The sequence below is a fragment of the Streptosporangium sp. 'caverna' genome (assembly GCF_003203775.1).
Lineage (GTDB): Bacteria > Actinomycetota > Actinomycetes > Streptosporangiales > Streptosporangiaceae > Streptosporangium > Streptosporangium subroseum.
The window spans coordinates 9,066,949-9,083,240 of the sequence record NZ_CP029711.1 but is presented as its reverse complement, the minus strand read 5'-3'; the positions used below and the strand labels follow the sequence as shown (position 1 = coordinate 9,083,240).

Genomic DNA, 16,292 nt, shown 5'->3' with positions numbered 1-16,292 from the left:
CAGATCTCTTGCGGTGACCATACTGAGTATGCATACTCAGTATCCATGGCGATTCGGCAAGGACTGCTCGCTCTGCTGAGTCAGGGGCCCCGCTACGGCTACCAGTTGCGCGCCGAGTTCGAGACGTCGACAGGGGCGACCTGGCCACTCAACATCGGCCAGGTCTACACGACGCTCTCCCGCCTGGAGCGCGACGGTCTGGTGAGCCCCGGAGAGCAGGACGAGCAGGGCCGGGTCGTCTACACGATCACCGAGGCCGGTCGAGCCGAGATGGAGCGATGGTTCGGCACCCCCGTCGCCCAGGCCGACCGGCCCCGGGACGAATTGGTCATCAAGCTCGCCATGGCGGTTACCGCGAGGGCGGACGTGCGGCCGGTCATCCAGGCCCAGCGCACCGCGACCATGCGCACGCTGCAGGAGCTCACCCGCGCCAAACGCGGATGCGACGGCGGACCGGCACAGCGGCTGGTCCTGGACTCGATGATCTTTCAGGCCGAGGCCGAACAGCGCTGGCTCGATCACTGCGAGGCCGTGTTGGCGGCCTCCCCCCAGACGCAGGAGACACAACGATGAGTTTCGATCCGGTCGTACGGCTTGCGGACGTGACCCGCGTGCACGGTGACGGCCCGCAGGCCGTATCGGCTCTGAGAGGGGTGAGCCTGGACGTCGCCGCCGGAGAGCTGGTGGCGGTGATGGGCCCCTCGGGGTCGGGCAAGTCGACCCTGCTGAACCTAGCGGGCGGACTCGACCTGCCCACCTCCGGCTCGGTGGTCATCGAGGGCACGCCGTTGATGAGCCTGAAGGCCGCCGACCTGGCCGGGCTGCGCCGCCGCCACGTCGGCTACGTCTTTCAGGACCTCAACCTGATCCCGTCGCTCACGGCGGCGGAGAACGTGATGCTCCCGCGCGAGCTGGACGGGATCAGGGCGAAGCAGGCCCGTCGCGATGCCCTGGAGGTCCTCACCGAGGTCGGTCTCGCCGAGGTCGCCGACCGGTTCCCCGACGAGATCTCCGGTGGTCAGCGCCAGCGGGTCGCGATCGCCCGCGCCCTGGTCGGGGAACGGCGGCTGCTTCTGGCCGACGAGCCCACCGGCGCGCTCGACACCCCCACCGGCGACGACATCCTCCAGCTCCTGCGCGCCCGCTGCGACGCGGGAGCGGCGGTGTTGCTGGTCACCCACGAGCCCCGCTACGCCGCCTGGGCCGACCGGGTGGTCTTCCTGCGCGACGGCGAGATCGCCGACTCCACCGCCGTCCCCCTGGAGAGCGCCCGATGAACGAGCGAACGGACAGGCGACGAGCGTTCGTGAACACCGGATCGCAGAATAGGCGGCCCGTGGTCGCGAAATCCAGGTCGCAGGGCGGGAGGACGGCATGAGCGCACTTCTCGCAGCGCTACGCCTCTCCCGCCGCGGAATCGGACGGGCCAGGGCGCGCAGCGCGCTCATCATGGTCATGATCGGTCTTCCGGTGCTCCTGCTCACCGCGGGGGTGACGTGGCAGGCCACCGGGGACGTCACCCCCAAGGAGGGGCTGGACTGGAACATCGGCGCGGCCGACGCCCACGTCCGGGAGGGGGCCTCCAGCAAACCGGTGAGGCAGAGCGCCGACGGGTCCGTCCAGCTCAACATGAGAGGCCATGGTGTCCGCCAGGACAGGAATCTGACGGAACAGGATGTCCTCACCCTCTTCGGGCCGGGCAGCCGGGTTGTCCCCTCGCGTCTCGCCTTGACCGGTTACCAGGGGGCGAAGGGCTACCGGGAGCACGACTTCCGGGAGATCGACCTGCGAGACCCGATCACCAAGGGCATGTACAAGCTCCTGTCCGGGCGCCTGCCGCGGGCCGCGGGGGAGGTCGCGGCGAGTCCCGGCGCGAAGCTGCGGGAGGGAAGCACCGTCACGGTGAGCGGTACGGACGCCGCCGTCACCGTGGTCGGCGTCGTCGAGCCCCGGCGCGAGCCCAACCGTCCGGAGATCGTCGCGCTTCCGGGAACCGTGTTCGACGGGAGCAGGAAGGTCAGCACGAACTGGCTCATCGACACTCCCGCCCCCGTCTCCTGGCAGCGGGTTCGCGAGATGAACCGGCAGGGTGTCGCGGTCCTCTCGCGAGAGGTGGTCGACGCTCCCCCCTCGGGGAACGGCCCGGAGGACCCCCTCCCCCACGGGACGGGGGACGGTTCCGACGTCATGATGGTGGCGCTGGGCGCCGTCATCATCGGGCTGGAGGTCGTCCTCCTGGCCGGCCCGGCGTTCGCCGTCGGCATCCGGCGCCGCCGGCGCGAGCTCGCGCTGATCGCCGCGCAGGGCGGCTCGCCCCGCCACCTGCGCGGCGTCGTCCTCGCCGACGGACTCACCCTCGGGTTCGCGGCCTCCCTGCTCGGAGCCGCTGGCGGGATCGGGATCGGCGCGGCCGTCACGCCGTTCGCCCTGCACGGCCCCTTCGAGGTGCCCGTCGGCCGGATCACACTCGTCGTGCTCCTGGGGATGGTGAGCGCCCTGCTCGCGGCGGTCGTCCCCGCGGTCCAGGCGTCGAGGGCGGACGTGGCGGAGGTGCTGGCCGGTCGCCGGGGCCGGGCCAGGGAACGCCGGGGCCTGCCCGTGCTGGGCCTGGTGCTGCTGGTGGGAGCGATAGCGGTCATCGTCATCGGTCCCGTCCTGCCGAGGTGGGGTGTGAGTTTCGGGCTGTACCAGGTCAGCCTGCTGGCGGGCGCGGTGCTCGGGCAACTCGGGCTGGTCCTGCTGACGCCGGGGCTGGTCGGCGTCGCCGCGCGCCTGGCGACGCGGCTGCCGCTGCCGTTCCGGATGGCCGCCAGGGACGCCGCGCGCAACCGGGGCCGCACGGCCCCCGCCGTGGCCGCGGTGCTCGCCGCGACCGCGGTCTTCGCAGGCGTGGCGGTGGTGATTTCCAGTCAGAGCGCTCAGAGGGAGACGAGGTACGAGCCTCAGTACCTGATGGGGAGCACGGTCGTGACCTCCAACGAAGCCAACCCCGCGATCTGGCACGAGATCCAACGAGCCACCGCCTCCGCCCTGCCGGGAGCTCCGTTGATCGAGGCGGGAGAGCTCGCCAAGCCCGGCTTCTCGCATGTCAACATCGTGGTTCAACCCGGCTGCGCGAGAGATTGCCCGACACCCTTCACATGGTTCCGGGAGCCGCTCGTGGGCGGGGCCGACCTGGCCCGCTATTTCCTGCGCGGCCCCGACCCCGCAGCGGAGGCCGCCCTCGCGGCCGGCAAGGCGGTCGTGTTCGACCCGCGGGTGCTGCGCGACGGGATGCTCGTCTTCACGGCCGAGCTCAAGAAGCGCACCTCGCACTCGGTGCCCGCCGTCGTCCGGCGCCCTCAGGGTGAGCCGCTGGTGAGCGCGATACTGCCCGTGTCGCTGGCGGCCAGACTCGGCCTCACCGTCCGTTACGACACTCTCATCGCCGATCCGGCCGCGCCGCGTGTGACGCCGGAGCAGGAGGCGCGGCTGGACGCCGCCGTGCGGACCCTCAGCCGCTCGGCCTATGTCAGGACCGAGCGGGGTTTCCAGGACGGCAGCGCCACGATGCTGCTCGCCCTCGCCCTCGGCGCGGCCGTCCTGGTTCTCGGAGGCACGTTCGCCGCGACCGGGCTGGCCGCGGCGGAGGGCCGCCCCGACCGGGCCACGCTGGCGGCCGTGGGGGCTACGGGCCGCGTACAGCGTCTCCTCGTCGCGGGTCAGGCCGTGTTCGTCTCCGGCCTGGGTGTGGCGGGAGGGATGCTCATCGGGCTGATCTTCGGTGTGGTGGGTGTCCTCGACGCGTTCTCCGGCGGTCGGGTGGAGGGAATGAGGGTGAGCAGCGAACTGGTCGGCTCGTTCGCCTCCGAGGTCGACGTGCCGTGGCTCGCGCTGGCGGGTGTGCTGGTCGGCCTGCCTCTGCTTGCGGCGCTGATGGCGGCGCTGTGCGTCCGGACGAGGGTGGTGCTCACCCGCCGCCTCACCTGATCCCGGTTCACGGCCCCACGAGGGATCGGTGAACCCGCTGACAGCCCCCCGAACGCAGGAGACACAACAATGATTTTCGACCTGCCCACCTCCACCCTGGAGAGGGTCCGATGAGCGCTTTTCTTGCCGCGCTGCGCCTCTCCCGGCGCGGAATCGGACGGGCCAGGGCGCGCAGCGCGCTCATCATCGTGATGATCGGCCTGCCCATCCTCGCCCTCACCGCCGTGTTGACCGTGGACGTCAGCCGGGACATCGATCCGAGAGAGCGGCTGACCATGGACCTGGGCGCGGCCGACGCCAAGGTGACAAACAGGGCCGCGGAGCCGATCCGGCAGGACGTGACAGGTGACGGCTGGGAGCCCCGACGTGAAAGGCCGCTGCGAGAGCGGTCCCAGGCGGAGATCCAGGCCGTGATCGGATCCGGCCGGATCATCCCGATGAGTGAAGACATCAGGGAGTACTGGAACGGGACCGACTACACCTCCGCGGGAGTCCGGGAGATCGACCTGCGCGACCCGATGGCGGCGGGGATGTTCCCACTTCTACGGGGGCGCTACCCGCAGACCGCCGACGAGGTGGTCGTCACCGCCTTTTTGAAGGCAGAAGTCGGCTCGACGATCCGCTACACCCGCGACGATGTGCCCAAACGGGTGGTGGGGGCGGTGGTCAAACAGCCGAATCGTTTCGGCATCACGCTCATCGGACTACCCGGCTCGCTGATCCCCGTCCGTACCGCGACCGCTGTTGAAGAGCCCTGGGCGGCCGAACGGTCCTGGCTGGTGGACACCCCGGCGCCGATCACCTGGAACGAGACACGCCGGATCAATCAGGCAGGTGTGACCGTGCTGTCGCGAGCGGTGCTGGAGGACCCGCCGTCCGTGGGCGACGGGCCGGCGCAGGACATCAGGGGATGGCTGGACAGCAGAGGGATCAACGCTCTCCTCGTAGGTGTCATGGGGGTGACGCTGGCCGTGATCGAGGTTGTGCTGCTGGCCGGGCCCGCTTTCGCCGTGGGCCTGCGACGCCGTCGCAGGGAACTCGCGCTCATCTCCGCCCAGGGCGGTTCGGCCCGCCACCTCAAACTGGTCGTGCTGGCCGACGGACTGACCCTGGGACTGGCCGCCGCGGTGCTCGGCATCGCCGGAGGAGTCGGCGCCGCCAGGGGAATCACGTCCTACATCGGGGTCTGGCCGCTCGGAGAGATGGGGCCGTTCGAGGTGCCTGCCGGGCAGATCGCGCTGGTCGCGATACTCGGGGTGTTCAGCGGGGTGGCGGCGGCCGTGGTGCCCGCCGTACAGGCCGCCCGGGCGGACGTGGTGGCGGCGCTCACCGGACGGCGGGCCAAGGTGCGCGACCGCGCCGGATGGCCGCTGCTCGGTCTGATCCTGCTGGTGGCGGGGGTCGGGGCGATGATCTCCGGGATCCGGATGGCCGACTCGGTGGTTCTCTTCGGTGCGGTGATCGGGCTGCTCGGCCTGGTGATGGTGACGCCCCGGCTGGTCCGGCTGATCGGCGGACTGGCCGGAGGGCTCCCGCTGCCCTTCCGGCTGGCCGCCCGCGACGCCTCCCGCAACCGCGGTCGTACGGCCCCCGCCATCGTGGCGGTGCTGGCCGCCGCGGCGGCGTTCAGCGCGTTCACCGTCGGCATCGCCAGCGAGCGGAGAGCGTTCGAGGAGCACTACCGGATGCTCTATCCGATGGGCGCCACGGCGGTCTACGGCAACGACGTCACCGAGGAGTCCTGGAAGAAGATCCGGCCGATCGTCGAGAGGGTGCTCCCCGGCGTGCCGCTGGTGAAGGCCTACGTCCCGGTCGACGCCGACGGGATGGTGTCGTTCCAGCAAATGGACGGAGCGTGCAGCCGCTGTATGACCTCGGAATCGGGGTTCGGCCACCTTCCGGCCGGCGGGCCCGACCTGCTCCGTCTCCTGCTGGGCCGTACCGATCGGGCGGCCGAGACGGCGTTGGCGGAGGGGAAGATGGTGATCTTCAATCCGAAGGCGGTCAGGGACGGCAGGATCCGCCTCAACCTCTCGACGTGGACAGCGGACGAGCCGAAGGAGCGGATCGTCGCCGTGCCCGCGGTGGTGGCCACCGTCCAGGGGCCGTTCAACGTGCTCGGTGTGATGCCGGTCGGAGCGATCACCAAGGAGGGGTTCACCGCCAAGCTGAGCCACCTCGTCGTGGATCCGGCGGTCGCCCGCCTGACCCGGGAGCAGGAGCAGCGCCTCAGCGGACCGGTGCGCGCCATCACCACCAAGGTCGCGGTCCGGACCGAACGGGGAAGCCGGCGGGATGAAAGGCCCGACCTCATCCTGTGGGTCATGGCGGCCTTCGCCTCCGTGGTGGTGCTCGGCGGCACGTTCACCGCCGCGGGGCTGGCCGCGGCGGACGCCCGGTCCGACCTCGACACGCTCTCGGCGGTCGGGGCGAGGCCCGGGACCCGCAGGCTGGTGGCGGCCGGGCAGGCGGCGTTCATCGCCGGACTCGGGGTGCCCCTCGGCCTGCTCATCGGGCTGGTCCCCGGGCTCGCGCTGGCGAGTCAGGTGAGCCTGCGGCGCGACTCCATGCAGGAGATCGGGCTCAACGGGGTGCCGTTCGAGAGGATGGGCGTCATCCTCAGCGTGCCGTGGCCGGAGCTCCTCGCCGTGGGCATCGGCCTGCCGCTGGCGGTGGCACTGATCGCGATGGCGTTCGCCAGGACCGGGACCACGCTGACCCGCCGGATGGGGTAGGCGAGACCTCCGGCGGGACCGTGCGCCCGGGCGAAGGCGACGCCGGCCCGTCGGATCGGATGGCATTCGTGGTCGGCCGGCGGCGGAAGGTCACCGGCCGGGCTACGGCGAGGGTGCGCCGGGCCGGGTGGGAGAGCTGGTAGGTGTGGTGATGTCCCAGTTCACGGCAGCGAGCGAGACGATGGCCGACAGCACCGAACATCTCAGATCCCCCAGGCGCTCGGGCGTGCTAGGCCGGATCCGGCGGCGCGAGCCGTCCGAGCGGCTGCTGTTCGGCGCCGTCTACGGCACCGTTCTGGCCAGCAGCCTGGCAGCCGCCCTGGACCAGGCTCCCGCCAATCCCGGGTATGACGCGTTGTGGGTGCTGATCTCCGGACTGGTGGCGGCCGTCGCCCACGGGTACGCGCACGCGCTCGCCCATCACACCGTGACCGGCGACAAGCCTCTCGTCCACACGGCGCGCTCGGTGCTGACCGAGTGGCCGCTGGTGGCGGCCACCCTGCCGACCGCGGGCGCGCTTCTCGTGGCCCACCTGGGGTGGTGGAACTCCTCCACCGCCGTCAGCGTCGTCCTGGTGTTCAACGCGCTCACGCTGTTCGGCTGGGGACTGTGGGCCACCAGAGCCTCCGGCGGCTCCTGGCCGGCCGCCTGGAAGGTGGGGTGCGTCGACCTGCTGCTGGGCCTGGCCATCGTCGTCGCGAACACCTTGATCAAATAAAGCCGGGATCGCGAGCCGCCCGAGCGCCTCGTCATCCGGCGGACACCTCCCGCCGGATGACGATCTCGAGCCGGAGACGCCGGCCGGTGACGTCCTCAGTCGGTGACGTCGGCGCAGACCACGTGGGCGCCCAGTTCGACCATCCGCTGCTCGCTGCGCGCGTCGGCGACCCTGGCCATGAGGATCGGCGCCTCGCTCGCCGCGAGCTGCGGCAGCCGGGCGCGCACCCCGCGATGGATGTCCCTGACCACGTCCTCGGCCGCCGACATGTGCACCTTGACGTGCAACATGATCCCCGGGGCGCCGGAGGAGGTCCGGGCCTCGGAGATCCACACGTGGTGGACGAGCGGGTAGCCGGAGAGCAGGTGCGAGATCGCGGCCCGCAGCGCGGGCAGGATCGGGTGGTCACACCGCCGGTAGCCGGGGTCCACCTGCTGCATCGGCCCGGACAGATGGGGCCGGGGCGCGGGGATCCACGGCGCCGACGGCGCCGCGGGCACCGGGATCTTCGGGCGCGCCGTCGAGGGACGCGAGACGGTGGCCATCGCCCCGGTCGCGTACGCCGTCGGAGTCGTCGTCGGGGTCGCGCTCGACAGCGCGGGCGTGGGCCCACTGCGCGTCGAGAGCAGATATCGCTGGAGATCCTCGATGGGTACGGCCGCCGCCGCAGGTCCAGCCGCGTCGATCACGATTTCCCGCACACCGGTGACGCGCTGGATGTCGAGGATGGTGTCGGCGTCACAGGCCGACAACGAGTGGCTGCCACGGTGCCGTGCGTAGGTGCCCGCCGATGTGTACCCGAGCAGCACACGATCACCGGCCTGGGTCGTGCCGAGCACGACGGAGCGGTCCGGTCGCACGGCAACCAGGAGTCCCCATTCGGCAAGCGCTGCCAGTAGCCGGTGCGGGCCGCCATGCTGCGCGAGCACTTCGCCGAGAGCGGGGTTCCCGATGCTCATATGAGGAACGATAGGTAGTGAACCACGGCTTATCAGGGTAATAGCGAAGTTTTGTGTGGAGCAATACCAAGTTGAATTTTCTACGCATGGGATGCGTAGGGATTGGGTAGCCGTCTCGGATCCCGGGACACTCGTGAAGCCGTTCACAAGCGCCGATAGACTAGGTGAGGTCCGTGCAGCCTCCTCGTCTCAGAAGGATCTAGCCTGTGAACAAGCCCGTCGTACTGGTCGCAGAAGAACTCTCCGAGGCCGGTCTGGCGGTTCTGGGCGCCGACTTCGAAGTCCGTCACACCGACGGAGCCGACCGTGCCCAGTTCCTGCCCGCGCTCGCCGACGTGGACGCGCTCATCGTGCGCAGCGCCACACAGGTGGACGCCGAGGCCATCGCCCACGCTCCCAAGCTCCGCGTCGTCGCCCGTGCCGGCGTCGGCCTGGACAACGTCGACGTGGAGGCCGCGACCAAGGCCGGTGTCATGGTCGTCAACGCGCCGACCTCCAACATCACCAGCGCCGCCGAGCACACCGTGGCCCTCATCCTCGCCTCCGCGCGCAACGTCGCCCAGGCGCACTCCGCGCTCAAGGCCGGCGAGTGGAAGCGCTCGAAGTACACCGGTGTGGAGCTCGACGAGAAGGTCGTCGGCATCCTCGGCCTCGGCAAGATCGGTCAGCTGGTCGCGCAGCGCCTGCAGCCGTTCGGTGTCGAGCTGATCGCCTACGACCCCTACCTGCAGCCGGCCCGCGCCGCTCAGATGGGCGTCCGGCTGGCCTCGCTGGAGGAGGTCCTGCGTGAGTCCGACTTCATCACCGTGCACCTGCCCAAGTCCAAGGAGACCATCGGGCTCATCGGTGACAAGGAACTCCACATCGTCAAGCCGTCGGTCCGCCTGATCAACGTCGCCCGCGGCGGCATCATCGACGAGAACGCCCTCTACTCCGCCATCAAGGAGGGCCGCGTCGCCGGCGCCGGCATCGACGTGTTCCCCAAGGAGCCCGTCACCGACAGCCCGCTGTTCGAGCTGGACCAGGTCGTCGTCACCCCGCACCTGGGCGCCTCCACCCACGAGGCCCAGGAGAAGGCCGGCACCCAGGTCGCGCGCAGCGTGAAGCTCGCCCTCGCCGGTGAGTTCGTGCCGGACGCGGTCAACGTCCAGGGCGGCGTCGTCGCCGAGGACGTCAAGCCGGGCCTGCCGCTGGCCGAGAAGCTCGGCCGGGTGTTCACCGCCCTCGCGGGCGAGGTCGCCACCAAGCTCGACGTCGAGGTTCGCGGCGAGATCGCCGCCCACGACGTGCGGGTGCTGGAGCTGGCCGCCCTCAAGGGTGTCTTCACCGACGTGGTCGAGGACTCGGTGACCTATGTCAACGCCCCGCTCCTGGCCAAGGACCGCGGTGTGACGGTCGAGCTGATCACCAGCGCCGACAGCCCCGACTGGCGCAACGTCGTGACCGTCCGCGGCGTCCTCGCCGACGGCCGCACGGTCTCGGTCTCGGGCACGCTGTCGGGACCGCGCCAGATCACGAAGATCGTCGAGGTCAACGGCTACCAGATGGAGATCGAGCCGACCGACCACCTGTCGTTCTTCACCTACACCGACCGTCCCGGAATCGTCGGCGTCGTCGGCCGGATCCTCGGAGACCACAGCATCAACATCGCCTCGATGCAGGTGGCCCGGGACGCGAAGGGCGGCAAGGCCCTCATCGCGCTCACCGTCGACACGGGCATCCCGCAGGACGTCGTCGACCAGATCGGCGCCGAGATCGGCGCCGACAGCGGTCGCTCGGTCGACCTGGCCGAGTAACCGGGCAGCGTTTCCTCGTTTGCTCCGGCTGCGGCCGCCGCCCCGACGACCCGGGCGGCGGCCGCAGCCGCGTCTCAGCATGTGAGAAGTGTGTACGGCGGGCGAGACGGCGATTCGATGGCCAGGTAACCTGGTGTCAAATGCGTCAGGTTCTTGTACTCCATTACCTGCCGCGGCGGGGCCTGACAGGGGCAGACCGGCAGCTCGCCGCGGTGTGATGGCGCCCGCCGGCCCCAAGCCCTCGCCGCCGATCCGTGACCCGGATTCGCGGCATCGGGCTCGATTCGGATTCGTGACCGGAGTCCCGATCACCTCTCCTGCTCGCATGCGACCGAGACGAGAATCGCCATGTATGACATGTATCCCTGGAACCGTCCCGAAGAGAACGAGGACGAGGCCGCCCAGGCCCTCCAGACAGCCCTGGACCGTCGCGACAACGGCGGCGTTCCCGCCCGTTAGCCCGGGTTCGGGCCGGGCGACCGGGCCGGTGACCCCGTGCACGACGGTGGCCGGGTTCCGGTGACCCCGTGCACGACGGTGGCCGGGTTTCCCGCGACCGGAGGCGACGGCCGTCCCTGAGACGACCCGGTCAAGGGGACGACCCGGTCAAGGCTCGAAGGCCGCTTCGTCGGTTCGCCTTCGCCGGGGCTGAAGGACGCCCTACGGCCTCGGCTTCGCCGAGGCCGAGTGGGCGAGGGCGAGAGCGCCCAGCAGGGGCGCGTCGTCCACGAACCGGGCGGCCCTGATCTCTGGCGGGAACGGGACCGTCCGCGCGATCGCCGCCGACAGGCCGGGCAGGATCCGGCCGGCGGCGCCCATCATGCCGCCGCCGACCACCACGCACTCGGGGTCGAGGACGACGCACAGGTTCGCCACGGTCATCGCCAGCGTGCCCAGCGCCTCGTCCAGGAGCCCCTCCGCCGCTCCGGGCCGCTCGAACAGCTCCGCGGTCGTCACGGAACGGCCCAGCGCCGCCGAGCCCCTCGCGGCCAGCGCGACTCCGGAGACGCGTTCCTCCAGGGGCGCGTGACCGTCGGCGAAGCCCGGCTCCGCGGGGTCGACCAGCAGGTAGCCGATCTCGCCCGCGGCTCCGTGCGCACCCGGCACCACCTGCCCGCCGACCACCAGGGCCGCCGCCAGGCCCGTGCCCAGGTTCACGTAGAGCCCGGTGGAGACGCCGCGCAGCGCACCCCAGCGGAGCTCCGCCGCGGCGGCGGCGTTGACGTCGTTGTCGATCACGACGGGGACGGACCCGAACTCCTCCCTGAGCAGCCGGGGCAGTTCCAGCCCCTCCCAGCCGGGCACGTTCGGCGCCAGGCGCACCCGGCCGCCTGAGATCACCCCGCAGTTCGAGACGCCCACGGCGGCGGGGGAGCCCAGGAGCTCCCTGGCCGCGGCGAGGGTCCGGGACAGGGTCCGCTCGCCCGTGTCGAGCCGGATCCGGTCCACCATGGACGGCCCGTCGGAGCCGGAGACGCCGACGGCGACCTTGGTCCCGCCGAAGTCGATGCCGAGGACGTGGCTCACCGGGCGCTTCCCCGGCGGGCGAGGGAGTCGATGGCCACGGCCAGCGCGAGGACGGCGGCGGTGACCATGAAACGGACCGAGGAGTCCACGTTGAGCAGCAGCATTCCGTTGGTGATCGACTGGATGACCAGGATGCCGAGCAGCGCGGCGTAGGTGCGGCCACGGCCGCCGAACAGCGAGGTGCCGCCGATCACGGCCGCCGCGATGGCCATCAGCAGGATGTCGCTGCCGCCGGAGCTCTGGTTGACCGCGGCCAGCCGGCTGGCCGCGAGGATCCCGCCGAAGGCCGCCAGCGTGGAGGACAGCACGAAGGCGAGCACCCGGATCCTCGTCACGTTGATGCCCGCCCTGCGGGCCGCCTCGGCGTTGCCGCCCACGGCGTACATCCAGCGTCCGAACGCGGTGTGCCGCAGCACCAGGTCCAGGCCGATCACCAGCGCCCCGAAGATGACGAGCAGCAGGGGCACGCCCCGGTCGGCCGAGAGGACCACGACCGCTCCGGCCAGGAGCACGGCCAGGCCGCCGATCCGCAGCGCGATCCAGTGCGAGGGCTTGACGGGCAGCTCGGCGGCCACCCGGAGCTGCCGGGTGATCACCCCGGCCGCCGCGTAGGCGCCGACGAGGACGGCGACCAGCAGCCACGCCAGCCAGGGCGGCAGCCAGGTGTCGCTGAGCCCGGCGATGAACCCGTCGAAGGGCAGGTTGATCGTTCCGCCCTGGCCGAGCAGGTAGATCAGCAGTCCCTGCCAGCCGATCAGCCCGGCGAGCGTCACCACGAACGAGGGCATGTACAGCCGCGTGTGCATCACGCCGTGGAGCAGCCCGACCGCCGATCCGACCAGCACCGCGACCACGATCGCGAGCACGGGGTTCCAGCCGTGCCGTACCGACAGGATCGTCATCACCACCGCGCACAGCCCGCTGACCGAACCCGCCGACAGGTCGATCTCACCGAGCAGCAGCACCATGATGATGCCGAGCGCGATCGTTCCGGTGGCGGCCATCTGCAGGACCAGGTTGGTCAGGTTCTCCGGCGACAGGAAGTGCTCGTTCAGCGACCCGAACACGACCGCGATGGCGATCAGCCCGCCGACCACCGGCCACGCGCCCAGGTCTCCCTGCCGCAACCGGTCCAGCTTGTACGGCATGCCGAGAACGGTCATGCGTCCTCCTCCGGACTCGGGGCGGAAAGGTTGTCCGCGCCGGCTCGTGCGCCGCACCGGCTCATGCGGCGGCTCCGGTGATAGCGGCCACGATGGCCTCCTGGGAGGTGTCGGCCGTGACGAACTCGCCCGCGTTGCGCCCGAGGCGCAGAACCACCACGCGGTCGCTGACGGCTCGCACGTCGGCGAGGTTGTGGGAGATGACGAGCACCGCCAGGTTCCGGTCGCGCAGGCGCCTGATCAGGTCCAGGACCTGGGCGGTCTGTTCCACGCCGAGGGCGGCGGTGGGCTCGTCGAGGATGACCACGCGGGGATCGCCGACGAGCGCCCGCGCGATGGCCACGGACTGGCGCTGGCCGCCAGACAGGGAGGCGACCGGCACCCGGATGTCGCGGATCCGCACGTCGAGCTGGTCCAGGAGGTCGCGGGTGGCGCGTTCCATCTTGATGTGGTTGAGGATCGACCAGCGGCGGCGTTCGGAGCCGAGGAAGAGGTTGGCGACCACGTCGAGGTTCTCGCAGAGGGCCAGATCCTGGTAGACGGTCGAGATGCCCAGGGACTGGGCGTCGTGAGGGGTGGTGATCCTGGCCGGACGGCCGTCCAGGGTGATGGTCCCCTCGTCCGGGATGACGACCCCGGAGACCGTTTTGACCAGTGTGGACTTGCCTGCCCCGTTGTCGCCCATCAGGGCGACGACCTCTCCCTCACGCAGGTCCAGGTTCGCGCCGTCTAGCGCCTGGACGGCGCCGTACCGCTTGGTGATGCCGGTAGCCGAGATCATCTACTCGATGCCCGCCTTCGCACACGCGTCCTTGACCTCCGCGGTGCAGATGTCGGCGGCCTTGTAGAAGCCGTCCTTCACGATCGTGTCCTTGATCTTGTCCGCCGTGACGGCGACCGGGTCGAGGAGGAAGGCGGGAACGTCGGCGGTGCCGTTGTTCACCGTGGTGGGGGCGGCGGGCTTCTGGCCCTTGGCCAGCGCGACGGCCAGCTCGGCTGACTTCTCCGCTTCCGTCCTGATGTTCAGGTAGATGGTCATGTTCTGCTCGCCGGTGAGGATCCGCTGGACGGCGGCGAGTTCGGCGTCCTGCCCGGTGATCGGCGGGAGGTCCTTGTATCCGGCCCGCTTCATCGCGGCGATCGCGCCGCCCGCCATGCCGTCGTTGGCCGAGAGCACGCCGACGACGTTGTCGCGGCCGAGCGCGGTGATCGCCTGCTCCATCTCCTGCTGGGCCTTGTCCGGGCTCCAGTCGGGGGTGTCGAACTCCCTGCCCACATCGACCTTGCCGTCCAGGACGTTGTGCGCGCCCTTCTTGTAGTCGGCGGAGCTCGGGTCGGTCGTGGCGCCGTGAATCATCACGATCTTGCCCTTGTTCAGGGTGCCCCTGGCGGTGAGCGCGTCGAGCAGGGCCTGGCCCTGCATCTCCCCGACCCGGACGTTGTTGAACGAGACGAAGTAGTCGTAGCCGATGCCGGAGATCAGCCGGTCGTAGGCGATCACCGGGATCTTCTTCTGCTTGGCCTGGTTGACCAGCGGGGCGACGGCTCCGGCGTCCACCGCGTCGAGCACCAGGATGTCCGCGCCCTGGGTCAGCGCGGCCTCCACCTGTTGCTGCTGCTTGGCGGCGTCCTGGTCGGCGTTGTTGTATAGAACATTGCATTCGGCGCAGAGTTGCTTGACCTTGGCCTCGAACAGCGGCCGGTCGAAGGCTTCGTAGCGGGTGGTCTTGGACTCGGGAAGGAAGAGGGCGATGGTGGGTGCCTCCTTGCCGTCCTGGCTGTCCTGTGTTCCGGCGGTGTTCGTGCTGCCGCAGGCGGTCGTGGCGAGTATCGCCAGGAGAGGAACGGCCAGCCATCCTCGGTGCATCGCACATCTTCCCTTCGTGCAGACCTCGAATGCGATTGATTAGTAAGAAAGGTAGTTTACTATCAAAGGCGTTGGCTAGCCCTATTTCCATGATCGTAGGATGAGGAGAGCTGAGTGCGAGGCGAGCTAGGCAATCCACGACTGCTGCGGGTGATGAACGAGCGGCGGCTCCTCGACCAGCTCCTCGACCACGGCCCCGCCTCCCGGGCGGATCTGGCCAAGGCGACCGGCCTCTCCAAACCGACCGTCTCGGCCGCGATGGCCGGCCTGGAGACGGACGGGCTGGTCCACCTGGTCGGAGAGGTCTCCGGCCGCCCCGGCCCCGTGACCTCGCTCTACGACATGAACGCGGGCGCGGTCCACGTCGCGGGCATCGACATCGGCCGCGACTGGATCCGGGTGGCGGTGGCCGATCTCCGGGGCCGCTTCGTGGGCCGCCGCGACGGCCGCAACGACGCGCGCAGCGAGGAGGACCTGGTCGCCAGGGTTCGGGACCTCGCCCGTGCGGCGGTGACGGAGGCCGACCTCGAATGGCCTTCCATCACCTACGCGATGGTCGGCAGCCCCGGTGTCTACGACCCCGAGGCGGGGCGTCTGGACCTCGCCTCGAACCTGCCGGGCTGGGGCAGCCCCGGCCTGCTCGACCGGCTGCGCACCGCGCTGGAGACCGACCTGGCCATCGAGAACGACATCAACCTGGCGGCCCTGGGCGAGCACGCCCACGGTGAGGGCAAGGGGAAGTCCCACTTCGCGCTGGTGTCCGTCGGCACCGGCGTCGGCATGGGCATCGTGATCAACGGAGAGCTCTACTCCGGAGCCCGGGGCGCGGCGGGAGAGGTCTCCTACCTGCCCGCGGCCGAGAATCTGGCCCCCGACCAGGAGGTGCTGGAGCACGGGCTCACCGAGACGGTGGTCGGCGCCTCCGGCGTGGTCCGCGAGGCCCGTGCCGCCGGGCTGTGGCTGGAGACGGCCAAGGAGGTCTTCGGCGCCGCGGCGGCCGGCGACCCTCTGGCGCTGGCCGTCGTCGAGGCCGAGGGCCGCCGGATCGGCGGGCTGATCGTGGCGGTGGCCGCGGTCCTGGATCCGGAGGTGGTCGTGCTCGCCGGCGGCGTCGGCCGCAACCTCGACCTGCTCGGCGACTCCATCACCGCCAGGATCGCCGAACTCGGACCGCTGCGCCCCACCGTGGTGGCGAGCACGCTGGGCGACAGCGGAGTCCTGCTGGGCGCCGTCACCCGTGCGCTGGGCCGCGCCTGGGATGTCATCTTCACCGGCCGCCGCGCCTGACCTCGGCCTCCCCCCGCGGTCGCGAGCCCACGGGGGGAAGCCGGCGGGTGTCGGCTCGCCGTACGCAGACCCGATGACGGGCGCCCGGGAGTCGTGCGCCGGCCCGACGCCGGCGACCGGAACGCCGTGCACCGGCTTGATGACGGATGCCCGGGGTCGCCATGCGCGGACCCGGGCGTCCGAAGCACGTGGGTGCGGTGGTCGGCGCTGCCGGTGGTCGCCGTGCGCGGACCGGGCGTCCGAGACGCCACGCGCCGATCGGGGCGCCTCG

12 protein-coding genes are annotated in these 16,292 nt (G+C 70.8%); 7 read left to right on the top strand and 5 right to left on the bottom strand.

Features of this window, described 5'->3' with window-relative positions:
• The first annotated feature begins 45 nt into the window (after positions 1 to 45).
• The 5 genes from DKM19_RS39060 (at position 46) to DKM19_RS39040 (ending at position 7,422) form a co-directional block, all read left to right on the top strand.
• Positions 46 to 573 carry a PadR family transcriptional regulator gene (locus DKM19_RS39060; RefSeq protein ID WP_110702843.1) on the top strand — a complete coding sequence of 176 codons (528 nt, stop codon included), beginning with the start codon at positions 46 to 48 and terminating at the stop codon, positions 571 to 573.
• Positions 570 to 1,277 (top strand): ABC transporter ATP-binding protein, encoded by a 708-nt coding sequence (locus tag DKM19_RS39055; protein WP_110702841.1) that lies wholly within the window; start codon positions 570 to 572, stop codon positions 1,275 to 1,277. The genes DKM19_RS39060 and DKM19_RS39055 overlap by 4 nt, the downstream gene beginning before the upstream one ends.
• A 97-nt stretch (positions 1,278 to 1,374) precedes the next feature.
• Positions 1,375 to 3,969: an FtsX-like permease family protein gene (locus DKM19_RS39050; RefSeq protein ID WP_110702839.1), complete on the top strand. Its 2,595-nt coding sequence runs from the start codon at positions 1,375 to 1,377 to the stop codon at positions 3,967 to 3,969.
• 110 nt (positions 3,970 to 4,079) lie between these two features.
• Complete coding sequence (locus DKM19_RS39045) at positions 4,080 to 6,704, top strand: FtsX-like permease family protein (protein WP_110702837.1); 2,625 nt, start codon at positions 4,080 to 4,082, stop codon at positions 6,702 to 6,704.
• 151 nt (positions 6,705 to 6,855) lie between these two features.
• The gene (locus DKM19_RS39040; RefSeq protein ID WP_204358431.1) at positions 6,856 to 7,422 is read left to right on the top strand and encodes a hypothetical protein; all 567 of its coding nucleotides are present in this window, start codon (positions 6,856 to 6,858) and stop codon (positions 7,420 to 7,422) included.
• A gap of 95 nt (positions 7,423 to 7,517) precedes the next feature.
• On the opposite strand, the gene DKM19_RS39035 is transcribed toward DKM19_RS39040, so the two are convergent.
• The gene (locus DKM19_RS39035) at positions 7,518 to 8,381 is read right to left on the bottom strand and encodes a hypothetical protein (RefSeq protein ID WP_089208445.1); all 864 of its coding nucleotides are present in this window, start codon (positions 8,379 to 8,381) and stop codon (positions 7,518 to 7,520) included.
• A gap of 206 nt (positions 8,382 to 8,587) precedes the next feature.
• Here DKM19_RS39035 and serA point away from each other — a divergent pair, with 206 nt between their 5' ends.
• Entirely contained in the window at positions 8,588 to 10,177 is a 1,590-nt protein-coding gene (gene serA / locus DKM19_RS39030) for a phosphoglycerate dehydrogenase (RefSeq protein WP_110702835.1), read from the top strand.
• Positions 10,178 to 10,837: 660 nt separating this feature from the next.
• Here serA and DKM19_RS39025 read toward each other — a convergent pair.
• From DKM19_RS39025 to DKM19_RS39010, 4 genes are all read right to left on the bottom strand, one after another.
• On the bottom strand, positions 10,838 to 11,704 hold the full coding sequence (locus DKM19_RS39025; protein ID WP_110702833.1) for an ROK family protein: 867 nt from the start codon (positions 11,702 to 11,704) through the stop codon (positions 10,838 to 10,840).
• Complete coding sequence (locus DKM19_RS39020; RefSeq protein WP_110702831.1) at positions 11,701 to 12,867, bottom strand: sugar ABC transporter permease; 1,167 nt, start codon at positions 12,865 to 12,867, stop codon at positions 11,701 to 11,703. The genes DKM19_RS39025 and DKM19_RS39020 overlap by 4 nt, the downstream gene beginning before the upstream one ends.
• Before the next feature lie 61 nt (positions 12,868 to 12,928).
• Positions 12,929 to 13,648 carry an ATP-binding cassette domain-containing protein gene (locus tag DKM19_RS39015; protein WP_110702829.1) on the bottom strand — a complete coding sequence of 240 codons (720 nt, stop codon included), beginning with the start codon at positions 13,646 to 13,648 and terminating at the stop codon, positions 12,929 to 12,931.
• The gene (locus DKM19_RS39010; protein ID WP_110702828.1) at positions 13,649 to 14,734 is read right to left on the bottom strand and encodes a sugar ABC transporter substrate-binding protein; all 1,086 of its coding nucleotides are present in this window, start codon (positions 14,732 to 14,734) and stop codon (positions 13,649 to 13,651) included. It abuts the gene before it with no gap.
• A gap of 114 nt (positions 14,735 to 14,848) precedes the next feature.
• Here DKM19_RS39010 and DKM19_RS39005 point away from each other — a divergent pair, with 114 nt between their 5' ends.
• Positions 14,849 to 16,021: an ROK family transcriptional regulator gene (locus tag DKM19_RS39005; protein WP_204358430.1), complete on the top strand. Its 1,173-nt coding sequence runs from the start codon at positions 14,849 to 14,851 to the stop codon at positions 16,019 to 16,021.
• Positions 16,022 to 16,292 lie beyond the last annotated feature (271 nt).

What these genes read in the sequence shown, in the direction of transcription:
- DKM19_RS39015 (WP_110702829.1), bottom strand. Translation starts at nt 13,648, where the DNA reads ATGATCTCGGCTACCGGCATCACCAAGCGGTACGGCGCCGTCCAGGCG.
- DKM19_RS39060 (WP_110702843.1), top strand. Translation starts at nt 46, where the DNA reads ATGGCGATTCGGCAAGGACTGCTCGCTCTGCTGAGTCAGGGGCCCCGC.
- DKM19_RS39035 (WP_089208445.1), bottom strand. Translation starts at nt 8,381, where the DNA reads ATGAGCATCGGGAACCCCGCTCTCGGCGAAGTGCTCGCGCAGCATGGC.
- DKM19_RS39050 (WP_110702839.1), top strand. Translation starts at nt 1,375, where the DNA reads ATGAGCGCACTTCTCGCAGCGCTACGCCTCTCCCGCCGCGGAATCGGA.
- DKM19_RS39055 (WP_110702841.1), top strand. Translation starts at nt 570, where the DNA reads ATGAGTTTCGATCCGGTCGTACGGCTTGCGGACGTGACCCGCGTGCAC.
- DKM19_RS39020 (WP_110702831.1), bottom strand. Translation starts at nt 12,867, where the DNA reads ATGACCGTTCTCGGCATGCCGTACAAGCTGGACCGGTTGCGGCAGGGA.
- DKM19_RS39045 (WP_110702837.1), top strand. Translation starts at nt 4,080, where the DNA reads ATGAGCGCTTTTCTTGCCGCGCTGCGCCTCTCCCGGCGCGGAATCGGA.
- DKM19_RS39040 (WP_204358431.1), top strand. Translation starts at nt 6,856, where the DNA reads ATGTCCCAGTTCACGGCAGCGAGCGAGACGATGGCCGACAGCACCGAA.
- DKM19_RS39010 (WP_110702828.1), bottom strand. Translation starts at nt 14,734, where the DNA reads ATGCACCGAGGATGGCTGGCCGTTCCTCTCCTGGCGATACTCGCCACG.